Source organism: Marinobacter excellens LAMA 842 (genome assembly GCF_001574445.1).
GTDB classification, from domain to species: Bacteria; Pseudomonadota; Gammaproteobacteria; order Pseudomonadales; family Oleiphilaceae; genus Marinobacter; species Marinobacter shengliensis.
Genome location: NZ_LOCO01000004.1, coordinates 57,924 through 81,200, shown reverse-complemented (window position 1 = coordinate 81,200; position 23,277 = coordinate 57,924). Strand labels below are relative to the sequence as shown.

28 protein-coding genes and 1 pseudogene are annotated in these 23,277 nt (G+C 53.3%); 12 read left to right on the top strand and 17 right to left on the bottom strand.

Annotation, left to right across the window (positions count from 1 at the left end; translation table 11 throughout):
- Nucleotide 1: 1 nt before the first annotated feature.
- The 5 genes from J122_RS05255 to pilB all read right to left on the bottom strand — a co-directional run bounded on the left by J122_RS05255 (nucleotide 2) and on the right by pilB (nucleotide 5,575).
- On the bottom strand, nucleotides 2–1,000 hold the full coding sequence (locus J122_RS05255; protein ID WP_227510106.1) for a hypothetical protein: 999 nt from the start codon (nucleotides 998–1,000) through the stop codon (nucleotides 2–4).
- Between the two features lie 82 nt (nucleotides 1,001–1,082).
- Nucleotides 1,083–1,688, bottom strand: a complete 606-nt coding sequence (coaE, locus tag J122_RS05250; protein ID WP_058089899.1) for a dephospho-CoA kinase — start codon at nucleotides 1,686–1,688, stop codon at nucleotides 1,083–1,085.
- A gap of 3 nt (nucleotides 1,689–1,691) precedes the next feature.
- The gene (locus J122_RS05245; RefSeq protein WP_061331506.1) at nucleotides 1,692–2,567 is read right to left on the bottom strand and encodes a prepilin peptidase; all 876 of its coding nucleotides are present in this window, start codon (nucleotides 2,565–2,567) and stop codon (nucleotides 1,692–1,694) included.
- Between the two features lie 72 nt (nucleotides 2,568–2,639).
- A complete protein-coding gene (locus tag J122_RS05240) occupies nucleotides 2,640–3,860 on the bottom strand; it encodes a type II secretion system F family protein (RefSeq protein ID WP_061331505.1) in 1,221 nt (406 codons plus the stop codon).
- A gap of 2 nt (nucleotides 3,861–3,862) precedes the next feature.
- A complete protein-coding gene (gene pilB / locus J122_RS05235; RefSeq protein ID WP_061331504.1) occupies nucleotides 3,863–5,575 on the bottom strand; it encodes a type IV-A pilus assembly ATPase PilB in 1,713 nt (570 codons plus the stop codon).
- Between the two features lie 405 nt (nucleotides 5,576–5,980).
- Here pilB and J122_RS05230 point away from each other — a divergent pair, with 405 nt between their 5' ends.
- The 3 genes from J122_RS05230 to J122_RS05220 all read left to right on the top strand — a co-directional run bounded on the left by J122_RS05230 (nucleotide 5,981) and on the right by J122_RS05220 (nucleotide 8,978).
- Nucleotides 5,981–6,430 carry a pilin gene (locus tag J122_RS05230; protein ID WP_197463817.1) on the top strand — a complete coding sequence of 150 codons (450 nt, stop codon included), beginning with the start codon at nucleotides 5,981–5,983 and terminating at the stop codon, nucleotides 6,428–6,430.
- Between the two features lie 398 nt (nucleotides 6,431–6,828).
- On the top strand, nucleotides 6,829–8,313 hold the full coding sequence (locus J122_RS05225) for an O-antigen ligase family protein (RefSeq protein ID WP_061331503.1): 1,485 nt from the start codon (nucleotides 6,829–6,831) through the stop codon (nucleotides 8,311–8,313).
- Nucleotides 8,314–8,456: 143 nt separating this feature from the next.
- Nucleotides 8,457–8,978 carry a pilin gene (locus J122_RS05220; RefSeq protein ID WP_413772203.1) on the top strand — a complete coding sequence of 174 codons (522 nt, stop codon included), beginning with the start codon at nucleotides 8,457–8,459 and terminating at the stop codon, nucleotides 8,976–8,978.
- 67 nt (nucleotides 8,979–9,045) lie between these two features.
- Here the strand turns inward: J122_RS05220 and J122_RS27040 are convergent.
- Nucleotides 9,046–9,111, bottom strand: a pseudogene (locus J122_RS27040) (hypothetical protein); the annotation flags it as partial.
- A 433-nt stretch (nucleotides 9,112–9,544) separates the two neighbouring features.
- Here J122_RS27040 and J122_RS24945 point away from each other — a divergent pair.
- Entirely contained in the window at nucleotides 9,545–11,035 is a 1,491-nt protein-coding gene (locus tag J122_RS24945; RefSeq protein ID WP_061331502.1) for a type VI secretion system PAAR protein, read from the top strand.
- A 1,030-nt stretch (nucleotides 11,036–12,065) separates the two neighbouring features.
- Nucleotides 12,066–12,458 carry a hypothetical protein gene (locus tag J122_RS05205; protein ID WP_156471727.1) on the top strand — a complete coding sequence of 131 codons (393 nt, stop codon included), beginning with the start codon at nucleotides 12,066–12,068 and terminating at the stop codon, nucleotides 12,456–12,458.
- 355 nt (nucleotides 12,459–12,813) lie between these two features.
- Here J122_RS05205 and J122_RS05200 read toward each other — a convergent pair whose 3' ends face one another.
- Entirely contained in the window at nucleotides 12,814–13,188 is a 375-nt protein-coding gene (locus tag J122_RS05200) for a helix-turn-helix domain-containing protein (RefSeq protein WP_061331499.1), read from the bottom strand.
- Nucleotides 13,185–13,442: a type II toxin-antitoxin system RelE family toxin gene (locus J122_RS05195; protein ID WP_061331498.1), complete on the bottom strand. Its 258-nt coding sequence runs from the start codon at nucleotides 13,440–13,442 to the stop codon at nucleotides 13,185–13,187. The genes J122_RS05200 and J122_RS05195 overlap by 4 nt, the downstream gene beginning before the upstream one ends.
- 339 nt (nucleotides 13,443–13,781) lie before the next feature.
- Between J122_RS05195 and J122_RS05190 the strand changes: the two genes are divergently transcribed.
- Nucleotides 13,782–14,060, top strand: coding sequence for a type II toxin-antitoxin system RelE/ParE family toxin (locus J122_RS05190; RefSeq protein WP_061331497.1), 279 nt, complete (start codon nucleotides 13,782–13,784; stop codon nucleotides 14,058–14,060).
- A gap of 12 nt (nucleotides 14,061–14,072) precedes the next feature.
- On the top strand, nucleotides 14,073–14,372 hold the full coding sequence (locus J122_RS05185; protein ID WP_197463813.1) for a HigA family addiction module antitoxin: 300 nt from the start codon (nucleotides 14,073–14,075) through the stop codon (nucleotides 14,370–14,372).
- 95 nt (nucleotides 14,373–14,467) lie between these two features.
- Here the strand turns inward: J122_RS05185 and J122_RS05180 are convergent, their stop codons facing one another.
- Together J122_RS05180 and J122_RS05175 are read right to left on the bottom strand one after the other, a co-directional pair.
- A complete protein-coding gene (locus tag J122_RS05180; protein WP_061331496.1) occupies nucleotides 14,468–14,809 on the bottom strand; it encodes a type II toxin-antitoxin system HicB family antitoxin in 342 nt (113 codons plus the stop codon).
- Complete coding sequence (locus tag J122_RS05175) at nucleotides 14,806–15,057, bottom strand: type II toxin-antitoxin system HicA family toxin (RefSeq protein ID WP_061331495.1); 252 nt, start codon at nucleotides 15,055–15,057, stop codon at nucleotides 14,806–14,808. The genes J122_RS05180 and J122_RS05175 overlap by 4 nt, the downstream gene beginning before the upstream one ends.
- Before the next feature lie 170 nt (nucleotides 15,058–15,227).
- On the opposite strand from J122_RS05175, the gene J122_RS05170 reads away from it, so the two are divergent.
- Entirely contained in the window at nucleotides 15,228–15,671 is a 444-nt protein-coding gene (locus J122_RS05170) for a pilin (RefSeq protein ID WP_061331494.1), read from the top strand.
- 72 nt (nucleotides 15,672–15,743) lie between these two features.
- Here J122_RS05170 and J122_RS05165 read toward each other — a convergent pair whose 3' ends face one another.
- The 6 genes from J122_RS05165 to J122_RS05140 all read right to left on the bottom strand — a co-directional run bounded on the left by J122_RS05165 (nucleotide 15,744) and on the right by J122_RS05140 (nucleotide 18,673).
- On the bottom strand, nucleotides 15,744–16,025 hold the full coding sequence (locus tag J122_RS05165; RefSeq protein WP_058089907.1) for a pyrimidine/purine nucleoside phosphorylase: 282 nt from the start codon (nucleotides 16,023–16,025) through the stop codon (nucleotides 15,744–15,746).
- Between the two features lie 16 nt (nucleotides 16,026–16,041).
- Nucleotides 16,042–16,518, bottom strand: coding sequence for a glutaredoxin family protein (locus J122_RS05160; RefSeq protein WP_227510105.1), 477 nt, complete (start codon nucleotides 16,516–16,518; stop codon nucleotides 16,042–16,044).
- Between the two features lie 193 nt (nucleotides 16,519–16,711).
- A complete protein-coding gene (locus tag J122_RS05155) occupies nucleotides 16,712–17,038 on the bottom strand; it encodes a nucleotidyltransferase domain-containing protein (protein WP_061331492.1) in 327 nt (108 codons plus the stop codon).
- The gene (locus J122_RS05150) at nucleotides 17,025–17,453 is read right to left on the bottom strand and encodes a nucleotidyltransferase substrate binding protein (protein WP_061331491.1); all 429 of its coding nucleotides are present in this window, start codon (nucleotides 17,451–17,453) and stop codon (nucleotides 17,025–17,027) included. The genes J122_RS05155 and J122_RS05150 overlap by 14 nt, the downstream gene beginning before the upstream one ends.
- A 102-nt stretch (nucleotides 17,454–17,555) precedes the next feature.
- On the bottom strand, nucleotides 17,556–17,906 hold the full coding sequence (locus J122_RS05145; RefSeq protein ID WP_061331490.1) for a hypothetical protein: 351 nt from the start codon (nucleotides 17,904–17,906) through the stop codon (nucleotides 17,556–17,558).
- The gene (locus J122_RS05140; RefSeq protein ID WP_061331489.1) at nucleotides 17,903–18,673 is read right to left on the bottom strand and encodes a TrmH family RNA methyltransferase; all 771 of its coding nucleotides are present in this window, start codon (nucleotides 18,671–18,673) and stop codon (nucleotides 17,903–17,905) included. The genes J122_RS05145 and J122_RS05140 overlap by 4 nt, the downstream gene beginning before the upstream one ends.
- A 247-nt stretch (nucleotides 18,674–18,920) precedes the next feature.
- Here J122_RS05140 and rlmE point away from each other — a divergent pair, with 247 nt between their 5' ends.
- Entirely contained in the window at nucleotides 18,921–19,550 is a 630-nt protein-coding gene (gene rlmE, locus J122_RS05135; protein WP_061331488.1) for a 23S rRNA (uridine(2552)-2'-O)-methyltransferase RlmE, read from the top strand.
- 53 nt (nucleotides 19,551–19,603) lie between these two features.
- Nucleotides 19,604–20,965 (top strand): MBL fold metallo-hydrolase RNA specificity domain-containing protein, encoded by a 1,362-nt coding sequence (locus J122_RS05130; protein ID WP_061331487.1) that lies wholly within the window; start codon nucleotides 19,604–19,606, stop codon nucleotides 20,963–20,965.
- 60 nt (nucleotides 20,966–21,025) lie between these two features.
- Here the strand turns inward: J122_RS05130 and J122_RS05125 are convergent, their stop codons facing one another.
- Nucleotides 21,026–21,676: a transposase gene (locus J122_RS05125; protein WP_227510104.1), complete on the bottom strand. Its 651-nt coding sequence runs from the start codon at nucleotides 21,674–21,676 to the stop codon at nucleotides 21,026–21,028.
- 165 nt (nucleotides 21,677–21,841) lie between these two features.
- Here J122_RS05125 and cysQ point away from each other — a divergent pair, with 165 nt between their 5' ends.
- Together cysQ and rfaH are read left to right on the top strand one after the other, a co-directional pair.
- Nucleotides 21,842–22,609 carry a 3'(2'),5'-bisphosphate nucleotidase CysQ gene (gene cysQ, locus J122_RS05120; RefSeq protein WP_061331485.1) on the top strand — a complete coding sequence of 256 codons (768 nt, stop codon included), beginning with the start codon at nucleotides 21,842–21,844 and terminating at the stop codon, nucleotides 22,607–22,609.
- 72 nt (nucleotides 22,610–22,681) lie between these two features.
- Nucleotides 22,682–23,161 carry a transcription/translation regulatory transformer protein RfaH gene (gene rfaH / locus J122_RS05115; protein ID WP_061331484.1) on the top strand — a complete coding sequence of 160 codons (480 nt, stop codon included), beginning with the start codon at nucleotides 22,682–22,684 and terminating at the stop codon, nucleotides 23,159–23,161.
- The last annotated feature ends 116 nt before the right edge of the window (nucleotides 23,162–23,277 follow it).

Below are 23,277 nucleotides of genomic sequence, written 5' to 3'. Positions count from 1 at the left end.
ATCAGTGTCGGTCAATCATGCCTGAAAAGTACATTTCGATACGGAACACCACCGAGGCCTGATCTTTGAAACCCTCTTCTCTGGGAAACTCCAGGGCTGGAATCAGTTCCGCAAACAGCCAATCTTCGTACAAGCGATAACGCCATGTGAGATCGGCAAAGTAGGACGTGGTTCGCCACGATGGCTGACTTTCACCAAGGGCCCCCAGCCTGGGGGTGAGGACGGAACGATGGCTGAGCCGTTTACGCGTGCTGAAGATTTGTGCTGCTTCAAACTTGCGGTCCTGGTGCAACCACTCGAGCTCCGATGACGTGTAGAAATGCCAGCCGTTGCCAAGTGACCGGTCTGCGCCGAACCATGACCGCGCCCCCCATCCCCGGGTATGGTAGTAGTATACCCGCTGCTGTACATTCAGCGCCCAGGCATCATCCAGTTGCCAGCCCTTGCTGGCGGTGGTTCGCCAGAACATTTCCGGTGGCAACCTCAGGCGGCCGCCCACATCGGTGGACAGGTTGATGGCGTCGCCCACCTGTGCAAGGAAACGCAGTGCACCGGTAGTTTCCGTATCGGTACGGTTGGGCTCCGTGAGTTGCCTATCCCGTTCCCGTTCACCCAGCGAGATCAGTTCATCGCTTTCGCTCTCAATGACCAGGCGCAGCTTTTGCTGGGTGGTGGGAACATCCAGCCGGAACCTCAGCTCCGGTTTGAATTGCGCCGGATCACTGTACTCGGATTCTGCCGCAAACCCGATTCTCAGATAACTCTCGTTGTTTGGAAGCGAGTGAGAGGATCGGGACAAAGTGCGATCAGCCCAGGCGCCAAAGTTCTGGACCGTAGTGCCATGAATGCGTTCCTGGCGGATCACCCAGTTGCTGAGACTCATCCACCAGGAATCCTCTGGTTCTGCCCAGTATTCATCGGGTTCAAACGTGTAGAACGAATATGGGAGTGATTCCGGTGCCAGTACATCCAGAATGGCGGAATCTCGTACTGTAAACACTGGCTCTGCTGAATGAGCAAGCGATGAAACCAGCAACGTATGAAACAAAAGCGGGGCGGCCAGATGTCTCGGCCGGGGCTCCTTAACGAAACTCAAACAGGAACCGATTATGCAATTCACAAACCTGGCGCTCCACATCCTGTAAAGGGCGGTTATTATCAATCACAGCGTCTGCCCGTGAACGCCGCTCATCCCTGGCCATCTGCGCAGCCATAATGCGCTCAACCTGCGCCTGGCTATTATCATCCCGCGCCATGGTGCGTTCAATCTGAATGTCTTCCGGTACATCTACTACGACAATGCGGTCCACCAATTCATGCTGATCGGTTTCCAGTAATAATGGCGAAACCAGCAGAACATAAGGCTGGCTATAGGGGGCGTCCGGTGATTGCAGTTGCCTGACTAACTCCTCGCGAATGACCGGATGTAACAGGCGTTCAAGCCAGTGTCGCTCTTCCGGGTTCTCAAACACCCGCTGCCGAAGCGCCGCCCGGTCCAGTGCGCCGTCTGCCTGCAGAATCTCGCGGCCAAAATGCTCAGCAATCGCGGCCAACCCAGCCGTTCCAGGCTCAACCACCTCCCGCGCCACATCATCCGCATCCACCCAGTGCACACCCAAATCCCCAAAGATACGCACCACCGTAGACTTCCCGGAACCAATCCCGCCAGTTAACCCAACAATCTTCAAGCATCAAACTCCCAAAAACCCAAACCAAACCGCCTGAATCTCCGCCCCAAACCAAAGCCCCAACAACCCGGCTGCCGCCAGATAAGGCCCAAACGGAATTGGCACCTCACGCCCATGCTTTTTGAACACCATCAGCGCAATACCAACCACCGCCCCCACCAGGGACGACAGCAAAATCACCGCCGGCAACAACTGCCACCCCAGCCAGGCCCCCAGGGCCGCCAGCAGCTTGAAATCCCCATGCCCCATACCTTCTTTGCCAGTTACCAGCTTGAATAGCCAGTACACCGACCAAAGCGACAAGTACCCGGCAACGGCACCCCAGAAGGCACTGTTAAAATCTGTCAGCACACCAAAATAGTTCAACACCAGGCCGAGCCACATCAGCGGCAGGGTAATGCTATCTGGTAGCAACTGCGTGTCGAAATCGATCATCGTCAGCGCCACCAGGGCCCAAACCAGCAGCAAGGCCCAAAGCGCTGCTTCCGTTGGTCCCAGCAAAGCGATGGTCACCACTGAGAAGATCGCGGTGATGGCTTCAATAATCGGGTAGCGCTGTGAAATCGACGTTCCACAAGAGGAGCACTTGCCCCGCAGTACTAGCCAACTGATCACTGGAATATTCTCCCAGGCCCGAATCTTATGACCACAGGATGGGCAGGTGGAGGCTGGTTTGGAGAGGGAAAGGGGTGTTTCCTGCTTGCGCTGCTTTTCCGGTACCTCCAGAAACTCTTCACACTGGCAACGCCATTCCTGCTGCATCATTTTTGGCAGGCGTAGGATGACTACGTTCAGGAAGCTGCCGATGCAGAGGGAGAATAGGGTGACGGTTAGGTATAGGAGCCAGGGGGTGGAGAGGAATTGGTCTAGAGAGGGCATTCAAAAACTCATTGATAAGATTGATTGAGTGCCTGCTCCCCGGAAAGGGCGGGGAGCAGGAAAGGGTGGTGTTTAGCCGACAACTTGACCCATCTGGAAGATTGGCAGGTACATGGCGATGATCAGGCCGCCTACAAGAACACCCAGAACCGCCATAATCATTGGCTCCATCAGGGCGGTGAGGTTGTCGACCATATCATCTACTACAGCCTCATAGTGCTCGGCGACTTTACGCAGCATTTCGTCCAGATTACCGGATTCCTCACCGATTGCAGTGAGCTGCACCGCCATTACAGGGAAGATATCCTGCTGGCGCATCGTAGCCTGCAGTTGTGTGCCGCTTGAGACATCGTTTTTGATTCTCATAATGGCATCCCGGTAAACCGCGTTACCGGTGGCGCCGGCTACGGAGTCCAGTGCGTCGACCAGTGGAACACCGGCGGCGAAGGTGGTGGAGAGAACTCGGCCGAACTTGGCGACCGCAGATTTATCTAGGATCTCGCCAACAACTGGCAGCTTTAGGACATATTTGTCCACAATGTCTGAGAATTTCTGGGAGCGGCGCTTGGACTCTTTGAATAGGAAAATGGTACCCACAATGCCAAGAAGCACAACAAACCACCAGGTCTGCAGCCACTCCGACATATTTACTACCATCTGTGTAAACACCGGCAGGTCGGCCCCGAAGCCCTGGAACAAACTCTCGAACTGGGGAACCACTTTAACCAGCAGTATTGCGGTTACCACGATAGCGACCACAATAACCGCAATCGGGTAAGTCATGGCTTTTTTGACTTTCTTCTTGAGCAATTCTGTCTTCTCAAGATAAGTGGCAATGCGATCAAGCATTTGCTCAAGCGCACCGGCTTTTTCACCCGAATCCACCAGGTTGCAGTAGAGGTCGTCAAAATGTCTTGGGTGCTTGCGCAGGGCAGAAGCAAAACCGGTACCGGAGGAAATATCATTCCGGATACTCATCACCAGTTCCTGCAAGCCTTTGTTCTCAAGTCCGTCCGCCACAATATCGAAGCTCTGAACTAACGGTACACCTGCTTTCATCATAGTGGCCAGCTGGCGGGTCAGCATCGCAATATCAAACGGCGTGATCTTTTTACTGCCACCAAACAACGGCTTGGGCTTCTTCTTAACCTTGTCCGGGATAATGCCCTGCTTACGTAGCTGGGCTTTAACAAGAGCCAAGTTTGAGCCCGTGAGCTCTCCCTTAGTCTTGTTGCCCTTCCGGTCTTTACCTTCCCAAACGTACGATTCCAGCTTCTGCGCTTTTTCTGCCATGCTCAATCCTTCGTCACGCGGTTGGCTTCCTCAAGGCTGGTCACCCCTTCCATCACTTTCAGAAGGGCGGATTGCCTCAGGTTGCGGAAGCCTTCTGCCTGCGCTTGTTTTGCAATTTTTATGGAACTGGCCTCTTCCATAATCATGCTCGCCAGTTCTTCGGTAATCTTAACCACCTCGTAAATACCGACGCGGCCTTTGTATCCATTAGTGCATTTATCACAGCCCTTGGGGCGGTACAACGTGAAGCCTGTATCAATTTGTTCTTGTGTGAACCCTTCCTTCAAAAGCACGTCTTTCGGGATGTCTGCCGGCTGCTTACAGCTACACAACCGCCGGCCAAGTCGCTGAGCGATGATCAGGCTCACGGAGGTGGCGATGTTGAAGGCGGGTACGCCCATGTTCATCATCCGGGTCAGGGTTTCGGCGGCGCTGTTGGTGTGCAGGGTAGAGAGAACCAGGTGCCCGGTTTGTGCCGCTTTGATCGCAATGTTCGCGGTTTCGAGGTCCCGGATCTCACCCACCATGATCACATCCGGGTCTTGGCGGAGGAAGGCTCGAAGCGCTTCGGCAAATCCAAGGCCCACTTTGGTGTTCACGTTAACCTGGTTGATGCCTTCCAGGTTAATTTCCGCCGGGTCTTCCGCCGTGGAAATGTTGATGCCTGGAGTGTTCAGAATATTCAGGCCGGTATAGAGCGATACCGTCTTGCCGGAACCGGTCGGCCCAGTTACCAGAATCATACCTTGGGGCTGAGCCAGGGCATCCATATACAGTTGCTTCTGGTCTTCCTCGTAACCAAGCACGTCGATGCCCAGCTTGGCTTGGCTGGGGTCCAGAATCCGCAGAACAATTTTTTCGCCCCAAAGTGTGGGCAGAGTATTTACCCGGAAATCGATGGCCTTAGTTTTGGATAGCTTCATTTTTATCCGGCCATCCTGGGGGATTCGGCGCTCCGATATGTCCAGTTGCGCCATAATCTTTACCCGGGCAGAGATCTTCGGTGCGAGCTTGATAGATGGGCGGGATATCTCTTTGAGGATGCCATCGGTCCGATAGCGGACCCGGTAGATCTTTTCGTAGGGCTCAAAGTGAATATCGGATGCACCGCCACGAATAGCGTCCAGCAGCATCTTGTTCACATACTTAACAATAGGTGCGTCATCTACTTCGGTAGCACTGACGGCACCGTCGTCGTCCTGGTCACCACCCTCGGTCTCAACGCCCTCCAGGTCGGCATCGTCCAGGTCACCCATGGTGGTGTCCTGGGATTCGAGGTACTTGTCGATGGCAGCGCGAAGCTTGGCGTCGTCCACCAGAATCGCATCGGTGCTCAAGCCGGTGTTGAACTTGATCTCATCCAGGGCCTGAATATTTGTGGGGTCCGAAACTGCAATGAACAACCGGTTGCCTCGCTTATAGAGAGGCAGGGCGTTGTGTTTGCGTACCAGCTTCTCGTCAACCACCTTCTCCGGCATCATCTCCGTCAGAAACGAATCCAGATCCAGCACCGAGACGCCAAACTCCATGGCGGCAGAAAACGCCAGCTTGGAACTGTCTGCAAGGTGGTTCTGGGTCAGGTAGGTGATCAGTGGTATGCGATTCTGGGAAGCCTGAAGGAATGCATCCTTGGCGGTATCTTCTTCCAGAAGCCCGTCATCTACAAATCGACGGGCCAAGCCTGTCAGTGTCACGTTTCGGTTGTTGCTCGCCATAAATGCTCTGAGGAAAGTCTTGTAAGTGGCTGAAACTTGCGTTTATGAACACAGAGTTTAGATGCATGGCCGGGGTTTGGAAAGCGGGGTAGGTCTCAGGTTTGATCTTTCTCAAAGACATGTCGTTGAAATGTGCCTGTCGACTTGTGCTTGGGTAGGATGACAAAAAACGTCACTCCTGGACGTGGTGGGGCGAGGTTGTCGTAGGGTTTCTGTGTGTGATGTGTGTCACGGATGGCTGCAATGCACTGAATACACGCTTTTTTTTTACATTATCTTGCAATTGGCACGCTCGGTGCTTAACTTATCGCAGGCTCAGCGCGGCTGTTTGGGAACATGCCTGACGGTCAGAGCTTTGAAAAAGAAACGACAACTCTAGAGGTCGATAACATGCAAGAAATCAAAATGAATCATGGTCAGAATGGTTTTACCCTGATCGAACTGATGATCGTTGTGGCGATCATTGGTATCTTGGCGGCTGTCGCTATCCCGCAATACCAGAACTATATCGCCAGATCGCAATTCTCAGAAGCTCACACATTGCTAGGTGGTGCCCGAACGGCTGTTCAAGAGCGAGTCGACCAGGGTTCTTCTTTTGCGGCTTCAACAGGTGCGCCAAACGCCGCTACCAACGTGCTCGGCCTTCAGTTGACCGGCCAGTATGGCACAATGACTGCGCCTGCGTACAATGGCTCTGACGCGACGTATGTTTTGACTTACACTTTCAACGCTTCCGATGTGAACGCGAATTTGCAAAGTGAGACAGTCACTTATACTTACACTGCGGCTACAGGTAACTGGGCTTGCGTAACGACCGTTGACGAGCAGTTCGCTTCGCAGTGCACGAGCTCCTAATCTGACACAAATGGTCTCGGACAGGCACTAACCTGACTCGATATCTAAAGGCCCGGCGGTTTTAACCCCCGGGCTTTTGACGTTTCTCGCTGTCATGAATTCTCATAGTCGAGAACTAGCTTGAACTGGCTAGGCTTAATTCGTCTTTATGTTATTGCATAACGGTGCCGGTCTTTTAAACAATCAAACTGATCGCCAGCGCAATTAATAGTTGACAGGCGCTGAAGTGCTTTGCGCACACAAAAAATGCTAACGGCGGTAAAACTATTCCCAAATGAGTGAGTCGGTTTCAAGTTAGAGGTTGTCATGGACTGGCAAGATTCTGGCGATTGTAACTCATTGTCGAAAAAAGGAAGTCTTTTAAATCACTTATCTCTTAGAACTGAAAGATTCAGAAAATGGATACGAGTAAGAACTTCGCACTATTGACCGTAGTTGCATGCGCGTTTCTGGCTTTTTTTACTGTTCTATTCATCGATTTTTTGCCCACGTCACTTGGTGGCTACGCGTATCAGCGTTTTGAGCTCCTGGCGCTTTCCGGATTTTTGGTTTTTCTACCGGTCGGCTTTTATGTGTTACGGCCTTACCCTATGTCGCTTGCTGTTTTGGCTCCAACCATTATCTTGAGTGTTGGATTTTTATTTCTTTCCTTTGTCCATGGCAGTAAACCATACGCTTGGGTTGAGCCGGGGATGTATGTGTTTTTCTTTTTGGCAATGGTTACTGGCGGTGCATGGGTCGCCGCAGAGGGCTCCGCCGCAGGCTTCATGCGTTATTTGCTGTTAATCATCGTTGTCTGCTGTGCTATGTATGGGTTCGCAACTATTAATGTTTACCTGTTTGCCCTATTCGATCGAGTGGTTAACTTGGTTAATTTTATTCCTTGGGGGTTCGTCAATATTCGCTACTGGAGTCATATTGCAACATGGTGTCTGCCATTGATGCCTCTGGCGGTGCTGGTTGGGCCTGTAAGGGATAATCGGTTGTGGCGAATGGGTGTCCTGCTTGGTGCGGGCCTATGGTGGTGGATTCTGATCTTAACGACCTCCCGGGGGTCGGCACTTGGAATTGCCTTCGGGGCGTTGGTTGTCCTATTGCTGTTTAGGCGGCGGGCGCTGTCTTGGTTAAAAGTGTTTGTTGCGTATATCTTGGCTGGAGTAGTCATTTGGGCCCTGTTATCCGTTTTTATCCCTTCACTAATTGCAGATGAAGTTCAGATTAGAAGCATTAAAATGGACAGTTCCGGGCGTATGCCATTGTTCATTGAAGCTTGGGCGATGAGTTTGCAAAACTTTCCGCTTGGAATGGGGCCCCAGTCTTGGCTGACACATGACATATTGACGGACGCTTATGCTCAAAGCAAACATCTCGGCCACCCACACAATATGTATCTGATGTGGGCTGCAGAGTATGGCTGGTTTCTGATCGGTCTTCTTGGGCTGGTTGTTGCGCAGGCGATTCGGTATTTTTGGATAAAAAGGGCTGAGCTGTTTGCCGAAGGTAATAATGAGCAGACTCTCATGCTTGTGGGCTTAACGGCTTCGGTATCTGCTGCGCTGTTCCATGCGGGGGTGTCTGCCGTATTCATGGCACCGGGCTCAATGTTAATTGGATTATTTGTGCTTGTTGCTTTTTGGGCGCTGATTATACCGAAGGCTATTACTGACGAGTTGCCTGCCGAGCACAGGCGTATGGCATTTTTTCGCAAAGGGCTTGGCGCAATAGTATTTTTTGCCTTACTCGTCCTATGGTTGTTGTGGATGAGCGAAGTGCGATTATACTTCGATGACATGCAGCAGGACGAACAAACCTACTCTGAAGAGGTAGGTGAGGGAACCCTTCCTCGGTTCTGGTTACATGGGAACTTTCCGCGATCTTCTTGACAAATCTCCATCGACAGGGGGCTGTCTTTGGTTTAACCGATCATTGATTGATTGCGGACAGGCACTGCAAAGCCTGGCCTGATCCTTGAGCGCCTGGAGGTTCTGGCCTCGGGGCTTTTGCTGTTTTGGCTTCGTACTAGTTCATGGACAGGCACAACCTCGTCAAACATGGCCCTTATCTTGCTGAATATATCCTAGTGACCACTCAGCGAGACAAGGCAATGCCAAACCACACCAAAGGATTCACCCTTATCGAGTTAATGATCGTTGTTGCGATCATCGGGATCTTGGCGGCAGCGGCTATTCCGGTTTATCAGGGATACGTCGTGAAAAGTCAAGTCGGGCGGGCGGTTAGCGAACTTGGTGCCTATCGCTCTGGATTTGAGGCCAACACAACAGGTACTTCTGGTATCAATAACCAATCCCTCGGTTATAGCCCATCAAACCTCACCACAGGCGATGTTGCCACCGAGATAGGCACCTTGAACGCTGACGGATCTGGTCACCTGCAAGTGACCATGGGGGGCAATGCTCACCCCAACTTGGCAGGCGTCATACTGCGATTTGAGCGCACGGGGGCAGGGGAATGGCGTTGTGTCATCGATAAAACAGCCGCTGGCCAATGGCGGGCCAGCTACACACCAGCAAATTGTTCCGTGCTATGAATTTGGGGTCAGGCCCCAAGACATTACACCCCGCCAAATGTTCTGGGGTCTGACCCCAATGTTGTTATTAGTAGGTGCAGAAGTAGGCCGTGTCTACGTCAGCCTTTACCTTGAAGCTGGTATTGGCCGCTACTTCAAAGACTGGTCATGGACAGGCACTAGCCTGACCAGATCCCCAAAGGCCCGGCGGTTTCGCCCCCCGGGCTTTTGTCGTTACTGGCTTTCGGTTTAATGCGCCCAATTCGGGGTTAAATCTTCATTATGGACAGGCACTCGCTATAGGCACTCGCTATATGGACAGGCACTCGCTATAGATCGGGCGCTCGCTATAGATCGTGGACATGTTCAAGCATGGACAGGCACTAGCCTGTTTTAGTTTACACAGAGCGAAAAGGCATCCGCCGCATAATCAGTCTTCGAACTGATTATAGACAGGAAATAGTCTGAATAGCCTGCCAATTTTTTGGTTGGGTCTTCGTGAGTCTTTGTTTACCATATGGCGTGTGGTGCCAGTGACGGCCCCTGAAATCGATGGATGACTCTTCAAGGAAAGAAGGAGCAAAGGAATGAGCAAGAAAGTTGTGTTGCTGGGTGACTTGGGTACAGAACACCAAGGATTCCCTCCCACGCCGGTTATTGCCGGCTCCCCCGATGTACTGATTGACGGCAAACCTGTTGCCCGCGTGGGTGATCCTCTTGCCCCGCACTCCAAGCCCAAACACCCTCCCCACCCGAGAGCCATCGCTGCGGGTTCGGCAACTGTTCTCATTAACGGTATTCCTGCGGCGGTAACTGGCAGCGCGATTTCCTGCGGGGGCGTCACGATTGGCAGTGGTAGTGTTGTGATTGGTGATACCTTCACGCCCACGCCGTTTTCGGGTATCTCACCGGCGCCGTCAAAGCCAGCTCCGCAAGCGGCCTCTCGCGCTAATCTCTCTGGCAGCGCTATTCCGGAATCACAAAGTGCCAGCGGTGTCGGTAATGGCACGAACAATGCCTCTGCAGGTGGGGCGGCTGCATCCAGTATGGCGGCATCAACTCCAATCTCATCCCCAACAAAGGATCAGTCTCAGGCTGCGGTAGAGCCGGGTTACCATGTCGTTCAGACGCCGATAAGCAAGACGGAGCTATTGAGCGCTTTGTACGGAGACGCCTCGGCAAAGCCAGATCATTTTGATCGTTTGAATCCAGGCTTGGGCGGGCAGCTGATGCCCGGTGAGATGGTTGTGCTGGGTGACCCTGAGGGTATGGAATGCACTCAAAAAGAAGTCGAGTTGATGGAGGTGGCAGCGCAGATGAATGCCCAGGTTAGGTCACTGGAGCAGGATGAAGCGCAGTTTCTTGTCAAATACTACGATTTATTGGAAGCCATCACCTCGACAGGTTCTGCGGGTCTGGGTGCAGGCGCCGTGATGGTTTCCAAGCAGATTAGTAGCATTGAGTCGACTTTGAAGAACATCGAGCGGCTCCATCAGGACAGTTACCGGAAACATGGGCATCTCAATCATCCCGAGTTCTTCGAGAAACGGAGGGCGCTTTTCAAAGAGCTGGATTTTGCTCTGGGAAAAGTGGCCCGTAAGGGGATGTCACTGGATGATGATGCAAAACTAAAGCGGTCGTTGGGATTGTCATCTAAGAGCATTGTGCATAATTGGAAGACGGCTGGGGTTGGTGGCATACCCGGGTATGCAACGCATTATGAGCGGGTGGCTCGGGGTGCGAAGTATGCCCGAAATGTGGGATATCTTGCGGTCACCCTGGATGTATCCATGTCGGCGATGAAGATTCGTGAGGCTTGCACTGCGGGTGATGAGAGGGGGTGTCAGGTCGTAGCTTACCAGGAGGGAGGTAAATTGACTGGTTCAATGCTGGGCGGTGTTATTGGAGGTGGTTTAGCGGGGGCTACATGCTTATCGTTCGGAGTTACGACAGCTGGTATAGGGGGGGTGGCCTGTGCGGTTATCGCGGGCGGCCTAGGGGCAGCAGGCGGTGGATATGCTGGCGGGGTAGGTGGCGAGACCATCGGAGCAAAGCTGAGAGAGGTTATCCATGAGTGAAGAGCTCTTGGCTGAATTAGCGGCAATCATAGGGGCCGCTTGTATGCTCCTCGGTGTTGTTTTGGTGTTTCTTATGGTCACGCTTTTTTTTCGTAAAACCGAGGAGGTGGAGCGTCGAGTAGCGACGCCCGGTAAACAGCTGGATGAAGCTCGCAGTATATGGGGAAACGGGCCCATCGGTCGCTGGATGAGGGTGGTATACGTGTATGCTTTCGTGGTTTTCCGACACATTCCAAGAATAGGGCCTCGAATTGAATCGAGGATGGGGGATGAGAACGAACCTTTACCCCTCTCACTGAAACTGTGGGTTGTTGTGCCCTTTACAGCGTGTGTGGTTCTTACTTTTTTGTTTTTCTTCTCAGGTTGGTACCTTGGGGCGTTCGATTAGTTATTGCTATCCAAAGCAGAACGGCGCAGCAAGTTGTGGGATGGAAGTCGTCTACGAGGTGACAGTCGATGAATGACTCTTTTCAGATCATTGCTGCATTCGTAGGTGCTGGGGCTCTGGGGCTAGGGCTGGTATCGTTATTTATAATCCTCACCTTTGCTTTTTCTCGTGTGTCCATAATCGAAGAGAAAATTTCACGTCCCGGCACTTCTGCGCTTGAACACAGAAGAATCTGGGGGAATGATCCCCTTGGGAGGTTAATGAGAAGCGGCTATGTGTTTACGTTTCTCTTGCTTAGATCGGTTCCGTCAAGCCGGCTCAACCGATCAGCAGAGAAAATCGGTGACGTCTCCACACCATTGCCTGCTCGACTGACTTTGTGGGCGGTAGTGCCTTCTTTAATTTTGTACGGATGCTTTGCAGTGTTGTTAATAGTGGGTTTGATCTTTTAAAGCCTGGTCATAGACAGGCTCGGCTCGCACAACCTCGTCAAACATGGCCCCCATCTTGCTGAACATGTCCTAGTGACCATTCAGCGAGACAGAGCAATGCCAAAGCAGGGTGGCATTGGTGCAGCCGCTGGCGGTGCTGGGGGCGGGAGCCTCGGGGTACACGCCGGCGAAATATTGAGAAATGCAATTCATGACTGACGAACACTTTAAGTTGATAGCAGAGGTTACATTGGTTGCATCGTTGGGGATTGGTGTCATCCTAATGCTGCTGATGGTTACACTATTTTTTTGCAAAACTGTGGAAGTCGAGCGGCGGATTGCAACGCCCGGTAAGCAATTGGATGGGATCCGCAGTATCTGGGGCAATGGTCCCATTGGTCGCTGGATGAGGGTTTCGCATGTATATGTTTTCTTTGTATTCCGGAAGCTTCCGCGTATTGGGGCTCGTATCGAATCCCGAATGGGTGATGAGGAAGAGCCTTTACCTCGTTCATTGAAGCTTTGGGTGATCGTGCCCTATACCGCCTGCGTAACTCTTACGCTTTTGTTTTTCTTATCGGGTTGGTATCTGGGGGCAATCTAGCCTGATTAGGGACAGGCAGCAGTATGATCCTTCCTCGTATGGTTGCTTGGCCTTTGGAGTTACCTCTGCAGGTATTGGCGGTGTCGCCTGCGCGGTGATCGTCGGCGGTATTGGTGCGGCATTTGGGGGACGCGTTGGGGGAGGGGGCGGTGAGGCTGCAGCCGAAATCCTGAGAAGGGCTATTAGCCTGCTATTATGGACAGGCACTAGCCTGCTAGCCTGAACCAGCCTGCTATTATGGACAGGCACTAGCCTGAACCGGTGGCACGGTCTTGCCCGCACAGGAAGGTGCGGCGCACGCAGCGGGAAATCACGTGGTAGAAGGGGGTATCTGAACGCTTGAACCCCGACTTGACTAAACCAAATCGTCCATCCCAACATCAAGCGCCTCGGCCATGGCTTTCAGAACTTTAGTGGAAGCAGTTTTGCCAATGTTCTCAATCTGGCTAATGTATGACTTACCAACTCCGGCCGCCTTGCCAAGGGCTTCTTGGGTGAGTCCGCGGTATTCTCGCCAGACTTTCACTGGGTGTTCCTTCCCGGTTATCAGGCGTTCTGCAATGTCTCCCGGAATGGTTTCATCCTCGCCTGCGGCCAGCTCCTTCATTGCAGCTTCGGCGTCCGCAGCATCCTGTGCATCTTCGGCAAGTGCCAGCAGCTCGAGATACTCGTTGTAGGGCACCACCGCATATTCTGGTTTGCCTTCTCGTTCAATAATTTGAGCGCTCATTTGTAAACGTCTCCTCTTGCGCCAACCTTCAACACCAGCACCACTAATTCACCGTTATCAATGCTACATATGGCCCGATAACTCCCTCGCCTCAGCCTCCAGAATGGTTGGCCCTTCATCGGCTTCCAGTCGCCTTTATAGGCATATGGTGCTTGAGCCATTGCTGTCAGTTCCTGGTGCATTTTTAAAGCCTGTGCCTTGGGTATTTTTTGCAGGGCCTTCAGAGCTGACTTTTTGTAGGTCAATTTGTACATTAGGCGAGTTTACTTTAAAGTTTTCTGTTGGTAAACATTTGCTGCCTTTACACTCAGAAAATATGCGGCAGCCCCTGGCTTTCGGGTGAAGCTCGAAGTGGTTGAGGGCGATCGAGCCAGTTCATAGAGCGTCAAGCTCTGCCCGGATAGCCATAATCTTCATTATGGACAGGCACTCGCTATAGATCGGGCACTCGCTATAGATCGTGGACAGGCAATAGCTTGCACGCTGGACAGGCAATAGCTTGCACGCCTGAGGGGAAATGTGAGTGTCGCCACACGAGGCACTGGTTATAAATGCTTTTTGACGTTTAACGGTAAGCGTTATACGCTAGCGGTATGATTAAGAGCTTCCGGTGCAAAGACACTCAAGCGCTGTTTGAGACTGGAAAAACCAGGCGGTTTTCGGCGATAAAAGCTGCAGCTGAGCGTAAGTTGATAGTGCTGCAAGCAGCTTCAGAGCTGGATGACCTGAAATCCCCACCTGGTAACCGGCTTGAAGCCTTGAGCGGTGACCGGGAAGGCCGGCACAGTATCCGCATTAACCGGCAGTGGCGGATGTGCTTTCGATGGACTGCTGACGGTCCGGAAGATGTTGAAATTGTTGATTACCACTGAGGAGGTCGCACAATGATTAGCAATGGTATGCGTCCCATTCACCCTGGAGAGATTCTGCGGGAAGAGTATCTGGAGCCGCTCGAGATGAGCGTAAATGCGCTCTCGAAGGCTTTGAATGTTCCTGCGACGCGGATGAACGAGATCGTTCGTGAGAACCGGGGCGTTTCCGCAGACACAGCGCTGCGACTAGCTCGTTACTTTGGCACCAGTGCGCGGTTCTGGTTGAACCTGCAAACTGAGTTTGAGCTGCGCCAGGCTCAGATGGGCAAAGAAGCTAAGATTGCTAAGGAGATACAGCCGCACGCTGCCTGAAAACCATAAATCATTATAGGCATAATCATTATGGACAGGCATTAACCTCCCCACTGGTAGATGTCACCCAATCCAAATGTACCAGGCCAACGCACTCAAGGGTGGTGCTCCAGATACTCGCTGAGTGCGTTGCGTGTGAGGTCGTTCAGAGAGATGCTTTGGCGGCGGGCAGCGACGCTCGCCGCCAAGTGTAAATCGTGGCCAACTCGCACATTAAACGAACCCTTGCAGGGTATTTCGGGTTTTATGTTCTGGTTTGCGCAAGTGTTCAGATAGTCGTCAACCGCTTCCTGGAATGCTTTCTCAAGCTCTGCGACTGTTTCTCCTTCATAATTAACCAGTGCCCGAATGAACTGCAGTTTTCCAAACAGGCAATTATCTTCCGTGCTCACTTCAATAGAGCCGTAGTAGCCTCGATATTTCAGCATGTTGCTCATTGAATTAGCCCTCCGGATTTAAGGTTCTCGATTATCTGGCGCCTTGCATAAGCTTTTAGCTCATTGCCGGGATGCGGTTTGTGAAGGTTAATCAGAGCTTGCGGGTCTCCATTGTCGAACTTAATGCGGCTACCGTGACCTTCGATCTGGCGATAGCCGAGACTTTTTAGAAGCGTTATCAGTTCCTGCCAGGTAAATGTTGAATGCTTGTTCAGCAATTTTGTCAGTAGCTTTCCGTGCTTTGACATCCATAAATCCCCTTTTGCGACTGATTTTAGTTGCATTTTTGGGCTGTGTCCAGATTGTGGGCGTTGATATCTACCGCAAAGCCTGGTCATAGACAGGCTCGCACAACCTCGTCAAACATGGCCCCCATCTTGCTGAACATGTCCCAGTGACCATTCAGCGAGACAGAGCAATGCCAAAGCCCACCAAAGGTTTCACCCTTATTGAGTTAATGATCGTTGTTGCGATCATCGGCATTTTGGCGGCAGCGGCCATTCCGGTGTATCAAGGGTATGTTGTTAAAACCCAGGTGGGGCGGGCGGTTAGCGAGCTTGGCGCCTATCGCTCAGGATTCGAGGCCAACACCACGGGTACTTCTGGTATCAATAACCAGTCTCTTGGTTATAGCCCGTCAAACCTGACCACAGGCGATATTGCTACCGAAATAGGCACCTTGAATGCTGACGGATCTGGTCACCTGCAAGTGACCATGGGGGGCAATGCACACCCGAACCTTGTAGGTGTCATTCTTCGATTCGAGCGCACTGTGGCCGGCGAATGGCGCTGTGTTATCGATAAATCAGCCGCTAGCCAATGGCGAGCCAGCTACACACCAGCAAATTGCACCGTGCTCTGAACTTGTGAATTTGGGGTCAGACCCCAAGACATTTCACCCCGCCAAATGTTCTGGGGTCTGACCCCCATGTTGTTATTCGTAGGTGCAGAAATAGGCGGTATCTACGTCAGCCTTAACCTTGAAGCTGGTGTTGGCCGCTACTTCAAAGGCATCGCCGGCCCCGTAGCGCGTCCAGCTATCGCTACCCGGAAGCTGAACGGTTAATGCGCCGCTGACAACGGTCATCACTTCTTTTTTACTGGTCCCGAACTCGTACTCACCGGAACTGATCACACCTACGGTTGCAGGCAGAGACTCACCTTGGAAGGCAATGGATTTTACTTTGCCGCCGAAGTATTCGTTTACGTTTAACATGGTCATTACCCCTTATTTATCCAAACTGCCGATTGAGCCAGGCGTTAATATCACCAGATTCATACATCCATTGCTTCTCACCCTGGTCATTGGTGATCAGCAGGCAGGGCACTTTAACGGCGCCGCCGCCATTCAAAAGCTCCTCACGATGCGCTGGGTCATGTTGTGCGTCACGCAGTTCGATATTCAGCCCCAGCCGAGCCATCTCTTTACGAACTTTGATGCAAAAGGGGCAGGCCCGGAACTGGTAAAGCGCCAGGTTTTCGGTGGCCTTATCAATCTCTGCTTGCTGCTCAGGCGAACGGCTGACGGCCTTCGGTGTACTGAGCTTCTCCGAAAGCAACATAAACGGTGTTAGAACCAGCCGCAGCAGGCGGAAAAAAGCTCGAATAATCATTCGCATAAGAAAACCTAAACTAATTGCAGATGAACGGATGTGCTGGAAACAGGGCGGTAAGGATACCACGGCTGATAATTTGGGGTCAGACCCCAAGACATTTCACCCCATCAAATGTTCCGGGGTCTGACCCCAATTTCACAGCTATTAATATTCCCGCCTCTCGACAACTGGAGTTCAACGAGCTCATGTTGGAATTTTATGAATCGGGTGACCAACGGTCCATGAACTCGTTCGTTCGAAGCTGCATGGATGAGCGTGCGGTGCGAATCATGAAGGAATGAAGGGTTCACAAAACACGCACGCCCACCCGTTCAACATGCTCAAGCAGGTCTTGGTTCTCTACCTGATGTTGCAAAGCCAGATCGACTTTCCAAGGCAGTAGCAGATCATCAATCTCCAGTTCCAGGTTATTGAACCTCCGCCAGGAAAGCGTTGGCGCGGTGAGCATTAAATCGATATCCGAGTTATGGCGATAATTGCCCTTGGCGCGGGAGCCATAAAGGGTCACTTTTTCTATTTCAGGGTATTTTTCGAAGAGCGCTTTGAGGCAGCCAATAGCGTGGGCGGGTAAGCCGAATTGGTCTGCTTGCGGAGACGTTTCAGGCAAGGTCATGCTTTTCTGCCTCTTGGTCCATCCTGTTGTTGAGGGTGGCGAAAAGCGTGTGGTATTGGGTCAGAATATTTTCAATAATTTCCCGGGCTGTTTCTTCATTGTAGGTATGCGAAGTTCGGTTCCGGTCTTTCAGCATTCGCATCCAGCCCTCACCATCCTCAACAAGGCCGTTGGCGAACGCTTCTCGAATTGCATCGCGAGATCCTGCGATATTGGCGTTACCTTGCCAGCGGAAATAATCGCGAATCGTGTTCCAGGAGAGCTCATACGTGTATTCAAAGGCTTGAATCAGGCCCTGTTTTTCAAGGTCAGAGAGATCTCGTGTCTGGCAAAGTTGCACAGCTGAATCAAGTTGCCCGAACGCTTTCTTGAAATTGCTGAATCGCTGTAGCCAGCGGACATCTTGCTCTGTCACCTTTAATTCTCCCTTATCTCGCGTATCCGTCAGAATAGCATGGGGTCAGACCCCAAGACATTTCACCCCATCAAATGTTCTGGGGTCTGACCCCAACTTGAATTACCAGAACCAGCGCAGGGGCGCGGGGGCTTCCACCGTTTCAGGCGCCTGCCGCACCATCAGGGCAATCTCCGCAGAACCATTTTCTTCGGCGCACTGGTACAGCGACCGGATGTGCTCTGGGCTGCGCTTGTCTTCCGCATCCCGGTGGTTGTCGATGCACTGCTCGAAGTATCTCTGCATCTGTGCCTGGCGTTCGGCATCGTCGCCGGCCCAGGTTTGCAGGTTTTCGAGGCGGGCGACATCCACGGCGATGCCGTAGCGGTGCAGTTGCACCATCAGCACCATGGCCAGGATAAAGGCCAGAAATACTCCGAGGGAAAGGGTTCCGATCACGTATTTACGAATCATTGGTTTGCCTTGAAGGGGGATGCAACGTTGGCGATGGTGCTCCGGTTCAGCTCATAAACCGCCATGTTTACCGCAGAGGCCAGATTCAGGGATTCGATCTTTGCGGCGCCGGGAATGGTGAAGCGCTGGGCGGCCAGCTCATTCAAAGCTTCCGAGGGCACACCGCGGGCTTCATTGCCGAACAGGTAGCAGTCGTGTTCTGCGAAAGCCGGATTGGCGATGGGGGCGCCGCCAATGTCCAGGCAGGCGATGCGAGGATAGCGGTTGGCGAGCGTGTCCACTGACACCTCGGTTTCAATCGGCACATGAAAAATCGCCCCCATGCTGGCGCGGACCACTTTCGGGTTGAACGGGTCGACACTGCCGGGGCTGAGCAGGCAGCGCATGCCACCGAACCAGGCCAGAGTGCGTAAGATGGTGCCCAGGTTGCCGGGGTCCTGGACTTCGTGCAGGTAAACGGCTTTTTCGCCGGGGGCGGTGCTTTCCGCTGACGCCGGCGGCATTGGTACCACCGCCAGAATACCTTGAGGCGTTTTGGTGTCGGCCAGTAGGGCCATCTGCCGGTCGCTGATCAGGTGTTTCGGCCAGGGGCTGCGCCAGTGTTCGTAGGCGCTGGTGACATAGAGCTGCGCTTGCCCCCAGGTGGAAGGGGCCTGCTCACGTGCTTTATCCAATTCCAGTACCAGATGCTCCCCCTCCACCAGAAAATGCCCGAAGGCCTGGCGGTATTTTTTCTGGTGCAGTTTCTTGATGTCGTCGAGCTTCACGATGGATTGCTCCCGGCGGTGTCCAGCTCAGCCTCGGGGTGGTCAAGGGGTAAAGCCGGTTCGGTAACGCGAATCATGGTGTGTCCAGGCCGCCCGGCGACTGCCCGGCGGATTAGGGTTGGAATAAAAGTCAGAATGGCCGCCATTGTACTTTGGAGATGGGTACTTGTCAGGCGCCTGTGCTTTTGCGGCAACGCCGGTGGCAGCGTACAATGCCCTGTTTCCGCAGTAACGCAGATAGCAAACCATGGCCCGTTCCAAAAGCAGTAACCGCTGGCTCGAAGAGCACGTTAACGACCCCTTTGTGAAACAAGCGCAACAGGACGGTTACCGTTCCCGTGCCAGTTACAAGCTGCTGGAAATCAATGATAAAGACCGGCTAATCCAGCCCACCAATCTGGTGGTGGATCTGGGCTCGGCACCCGGCGGCTGGTCTCAGGTGGCGGCCAAACTGGTTGGCCACAAAGGCCGGGTCGTGGCCTCCGACATCTTGCCTATGGACCCCATCGCCGGCGTCGAATTCATCCAGGGTGACTTCACCGAGCAGGAAGTATTTGACCAGATTATGGCGATACTGGATGGCGCCAGGGCCGATGTGGTCATCTCAGACATGGCCCCCAACATCAGCGGCGTCAACGCCGCCGACCAGGCTGCCTCCATGTATCTGGTAGAGCTCGCCCTCGACATGGCCTGCCAGGTACTCAAGCCCAAAGGCAGCTTCGTCGCCAAAGTCTTCCACGGCGAAGGCTATGACGACTATGTTAAAGCCATGCGTGAAGTCTTCACCAAGGTCGTCGTCCGAAAACCCGACTCTTCACGAGCCCGCTCGCGGGAGGTTTATCTGGTTGGTAAGGGGTTTAGGGGTCTGTCCCGTTAGTATTTTTGCGCTAAGCTGGAAATAGTATCCACCAGACAAGGATTTACACGCTTATGAAACTTCGCTTCCTCGGCGGCACAGGCACCGTCACCGGCTCTCGCTATCTGCTCTCTGATGAAAACCACCGCCTGCTGGTGGATTGCGGCATGTATCAGGGGGTAAAAACCTTGCGGCGGCGCAACTGGGCGACGTTTCCGGTAGACCCGTCAACCATCAATGCCGTGGTGCTCACCCACGCCCACATTGATCACTCCGGCTACCTGCCTGCACTGGTGAAAAACGGCTTCAAGGGCAAGATCTACTGCACCAAGGCAACTCATGAGCTGTGCAAAGTGCTGCTGCCAGATGCCGGCTTTCTGCAGGAAGAAGATGCCAAGTACGCGTTCCGGAAGAAATTCTCCAAGCACGAAAAACCCGAGCCGCTGTTCACCGAAAAAGACGCCCGGGAAGCCCTCAAACACTTCGAATCATTGCATTACCACGAGAAGTTCGAACCCGTGAAAGGCTTTGAAGTGAGCTTCACTCCGGCGGGGCACATTCTCGGTTCATCCTGCGTGCACGTTCACCACAAAGGTGCCGCCCGCACGGTGGTGTTCAGCGGTGATGTGGGGCGCCAGAACGACCTTATTATGCGACCACCCGAGCCGTTGCAACATGCGGACGTTCTGGTGTGCGAATCCACTTACGGCGACCGAACTCACGGGGAATCAGACCCGGAAGGCGACCTGGCTGACATCATCACCAAAACCGCTGGCCGGGGAGGTATCGTATTAATGCCCGCGTTTGCGGTGGGCCGCGCCCAGATGCTCCTGTACGTGATTCACAAACTCATGGGGCAGGGCAAGATCCCGAAACTGCCGGTGTACCTGAACAGCCCGATGGCCATCAAAGCCACAGAAATATTCTGCCAGCACCACAAAGAGCATAAACTCAACCGCGCCCAATGTGAGCTGATGGATGAGAAAACCGAATTCGTCAGAACCGTTGAGGAATCGATCGAGCTCGACGCCGTGCGCTACCCCTGCGTGATTGTTTCCGCCAGTGGCATGGCCTCCGGTGGCCGCGTGCTGCACCACCTGAAAACCCTGTTGCCAAACCCCCGCAACAGCGTGGTTTTTGCCGGCTTCCAGGCGCCGGGCACCCGCGGCGATGCACTCGTAAGCGGTGCCGAATCCGTCAAAATCCACGGCGAATACTGGCCGGTGAAAGCCGAAATCCACAACCTCGATTCCATGAGCGCCCACGGCGACTACAACGAAATCCTGGCCTGGCTGGAGCAGGGCACCCTGAAGCCGGAAAAAGTCTACGTCACCCACGGCGAACCCGTCGCCAGCGATACCATGCGCAAACGCATCACCGAGAAATTCGGCTGGCCCGCCGAGGTGCCCGAACTCTTCGAAGAAGTCGAAATATAAAATTGGGGTCAGACCCCCGGACATTTCACCTCCTCAAATGTCCTGGGGTCTGACCCCAAATTAGAACTCTCCGAATGTCGCCTTGATCCGCTCCCGAAATTCTTCAGAACCGAGCGGCTTGCCGGAGATCGCCGCATAGTGAATCTGCTCATCCATTCCGTCAGGGCTGGGACTGGCGACGAACGAGCGGTAGCTGATGAAGCGCCGCTCGGCATCGGGTTGGAAGTTCAGGTAGCAGTCGTGTGGCGTATGCATGCCCGAGCGCATCCCGTAGGCATGGCAGTTATAGCTGGACCATTGATAGTCGCCGGCATACTCCACCATGCCCGCCTTCACCGGGTTCAGTTCGATATACCGCTGGCATTGCAGAAAGTACTGGTCGGTATCAACGAGGCAAGACTTGAACCGCCCCTCCCACAAGGTTCCGGTGCGGTCATACTTGTGGTTGTAATACTGGGCATAGCGCTGACCAACCGCCTTCATAAGGCTCGAAAGAGCGCCCTCGGCGTTGGGCGTCACTAACAGATGGGTATGGTTGCTCATCAGCACCCAGGCGTGAATATCCACCTGAAATTCGCGTTGATAGCGGGAAAGATAGGTCGCATAAGTGGCGCGATCGGCCAGATCCTGAAAACATTCCTGCCGGTTATTCCCCCGCTGAATAACATGCTGGGGCATCCCGGCCGGACAAATCCGTGGTCGGCGGGGCATCTCACAGTCCTTGTGAATTGATTTGTAACCGCAACAATTTGCCGCAACCCGCCCAAAAATTCAAGTTGGGGTCAGACCCCAAGACATTTTACCCCATCAAATGTCCGGGGGTCTGACCCCAAAATTTGCTATTATTGCGGTAGATACGGCCAGCAGGATGCAAACATGTATTACAGCTCGATTCTTCCGGAAGTGATCAGAATTGCTGATGAAGCCAGCGAGAAGGTACTGCATATCTACCAGTCTGACTTCAAGGTGAGTTACAAGGAAGATCAATCACCCATCACCGCGGCCGACACGGCCAGCCACGACATTATCGTGAAGGGGCTGCGCAACCTCACACGGGATATACCGGTCCTGTCGGAAGAAGGCGCAGAGATTCCCTGGGAAGAGCGCAAACACTGGCGTCGTTTCTGGTTGATTGATCCCATCGACGGCACCAAGGATTTCACCCAGCGCACCGGTGAGTTCACTGTCAACATCGCCATGATCGAGGACGGCGAACCGGTGATGGGCGTGGTTACCGCGCCGGCACTGAAAGAAGCCTTCTGGGGCATCAAAGGCGAGGGCGCCAGCATGCGTGATCGCACTGGCCGCATACACCGCATTCGCGTAGTGGAACCCCGGGAAACCTTGCGGGTGGTGGCTAGTAAAAACCACTTGAACGAGGAAACCCGCACCTTTATCGACAGCCTTGGTGACCACGAAACCGTGCAGGCGGGCAGTTCCCTGAAGTTCTGCCGCATAGCGGAAGGCCATGCCGACATCTATCCCCGCATGGGGCCCACCAGCGAATGGGACACCGCCGCCGCTCACGCCATCCTCCTGGCCGCTGGCGGCAACGTGCAAACACCCCAGGGCGAACCCCTGAAGTACGGCAAGGAAGATGTGCTGAATCCGCATTTCATTGCGGCGGGTAGCTGGTATTTTTGAAGTTGGGGTCAGACCCCAAGACATTTCACCTGATCAAATGTTCTGGGGTCTGACCCCAAAGATGGATTTTTCATGACTTGGTATGCTTTACAACACAAGCCAGCGCAGGGGGATCGGGCGCTGCAGCATTTGCAGAATCAGGAGGTGGCCTGTTTCTACCCGAAGATTGAGGTGGAGAAGATTCGGGCCGGCAAGCGGACCAGAAAGCTGGAGCCGCTGTTTCCCGGTTACCTGTTTGTGAACCTGGAGCAGACGGATCCGATGTGGTCGAAGCTTCGCTCCACGCGGGGGGTTGCTCGTATCGTGGGATTTGCCAACAAGCCGGCCGCCATCGCCGATGAGGTGATTGAGCACATCAAAGTCAGCCTGGATAAAGTCGCTGAGCAGGGCGGTATCAAGCCTGGCCAGCCGGTTGAGCTGGACGAAGGGCCGTTCAAGGGTATCAGCGCTATCTTTCAGGCCTACGATGGTGAGGAGCGGGCCATCGTTCTGATCACTTTCATGCAGAAACAGCAGCAGGTAAAGGTGCCGGTTTCCGTTATCCGTCGCTAGCGACCAAAGGAAAGTGTGCGCTATTACGCGAATTCACATTTCTCTTTCTATCATTACATAAACCATACTGAATCAGGCAGTGGGCTAAAGGCAGCATGTTGATTAGTCGATGTGTT

Excerpts from the sequence above, each read along its gene's own strand:
- J122_RS05245 (WP_061331506.1), bottom strand. The coding sequence starts at position 2,567 with ATGCCCTCTCTAGACCAATTCCTCTCCACCCCCTGGCTCCTATACCTA.
- J122_RS05240 (WP_061331505.1), bottom strand. The coding sequence starts at position 3,860 with ATGGCAGAAAAAGCGCAGAAGCTGGAATCGTACGTTTGGGAAGGTAAA.
- pilB (WP_061331504.1), bottom strand. The coding sequence starts at position 5,575 with ATGGCGAGCAACAACCGAAACGTGACACTGACAGGCTTGGCCCGTCGA.
- J122_RS05230 (WP_197463817.1), top strand. The coding sequence starts at position 5,981 with ATGAATCATGGTCAGAATGGTTTTACCCTGATCGAACTGATGATCGTT.
- J122_RS05225 (WP_061331503.1), top strand. The coding sequence starts at position 6,829 with ATGGATACGAGTAAGAACTTCGCACTATTGACCGTAGTTGCATGCGCG.
- J122_RS05220 (WP_413772203.1), top strand. The coding sequence starts at position 8,457 with ATGGACAGGCACAACCTCGTCAAACATGGCCCTTATCTTGCTGAATAT.
- J122_RS24945 (WP_061331502.1), top strand. The coding sequence starts at position 9,545 with ATGAGCAAGAAAGTTGTGTTGCTGGGTGACTTGGGTACAGAACACCAA.
- J122_RS05205 (WP_156471727.1), top strand. The coding sequence starts at position 12,066 with ATGACTGACGAACACTTTAAGTTGATAGCAGAGGTTACATTGGTTGCA.
- J122_RS05200 (WP_061331499.1), bottom strand. The coding sequence starts at position 13,188 with ATGAGCGCTCAAATTATTGAACGAGAAGGCAAACCAGAATATGCGGTG.
- J122_RS05195 (WP_061331498.1), bottom strand. The coding sequence starts at position 13,442 with ATGTACAAATTGACCTACAAAAAGTCAGCTCTGAAGGCCCTGCAAAAA.
- J122_RS05190 (WP_061331497.1), top strand. The coding sequence starts at position 13,782 with ATGATTAAGAGCTTCCGGTGCAAAGACACTCAAGCGCTGTTTGAGACT.
- J122_RS05185 (WP_197463813.1), top strand. The coding sequence starts at position 14,073 with ATGATTAGCAATGGTATGCGTCCCATTCACCCTGGAGAGATTCTGCGG.
- J122_RS05180 (WP_061331496.1), bottom strand. The coding sequence starts at position 14,809 with ATGAGCAACATGCTGAAATATCGAGGCTACTACGGCTCTATTGAAGTG.
- J122_RS05175 (WP_061331495.1), bottom strand. The coding sequence starts at position 15,057 with ATGTCAAAGCACGGAAAGCTACTGACAAAATTGCTGAACAAGCATTCA.
- J122_RS05170 (WP_061331494.1), top strand. The coding sequence starts at position 15,228 with ATGCCAAAGCCCACCAAAGGTTTCACCCTTATTGAGTTAATGATCGTT.
- J122_RS05165 (WP_058089907.1), bottom strand. The coding sequence starts at position 16,025 with ATGTTAAACGTAAACGAATACTTCGGCGGCAAAGTAAAATCCATTGCC.
- J122_RS05155 (WP_061331492.1), bottom strand. The coding sequence starts at position 17,038 with ATGACCTTGCCTGAAACGTCTCCGCAAGCAGACCAATTCGGCTTACCC.
- J122_RS05145 (WP_061331490.1), bottom strand. The coding sequence starts at position 17,906 with ATGATTCGTAAATACGTGATCGGAACCCTTTCCCTCGGAGTATTTCTG.
- rlmE (WP_061331488.1), top strand. The coding sequence starts at position 18,921 with ATGGCCCGTTCCAAAAGCAGTAACCGCTGGCTCGAAGAGCACGTTAAC.
- J122_RS05130 (WP_061331487.1), top strand. The coding sequence starts at position 19,604 with ATGAAACTTCGCTTCCTCGGCGGCACAGGCACCGTCACCGGCTCTCGC.
- J122_RS05125 (WP_227510104.1), bottom strand. The coding sequence starts at position 21,676 with ATGCCCCGCCGACCACGGATTTGTCCGGCCGGGATGCCCCAGCATGTT.
- cysQ (WP_061331485.1), top strand. The coding sequence starts at position 21,842 with ATGTATTACAGCTCGATTCTTCCGGAAGTGATCAGAATTGCTGATGAA.
- rfaH (WP_061331484.1), top strand. The coding sequence starts at position 22,682 with ATGACTTGGTATGCTTTACAACACAAGCCAGCGCAGGGGGATCGGGCG.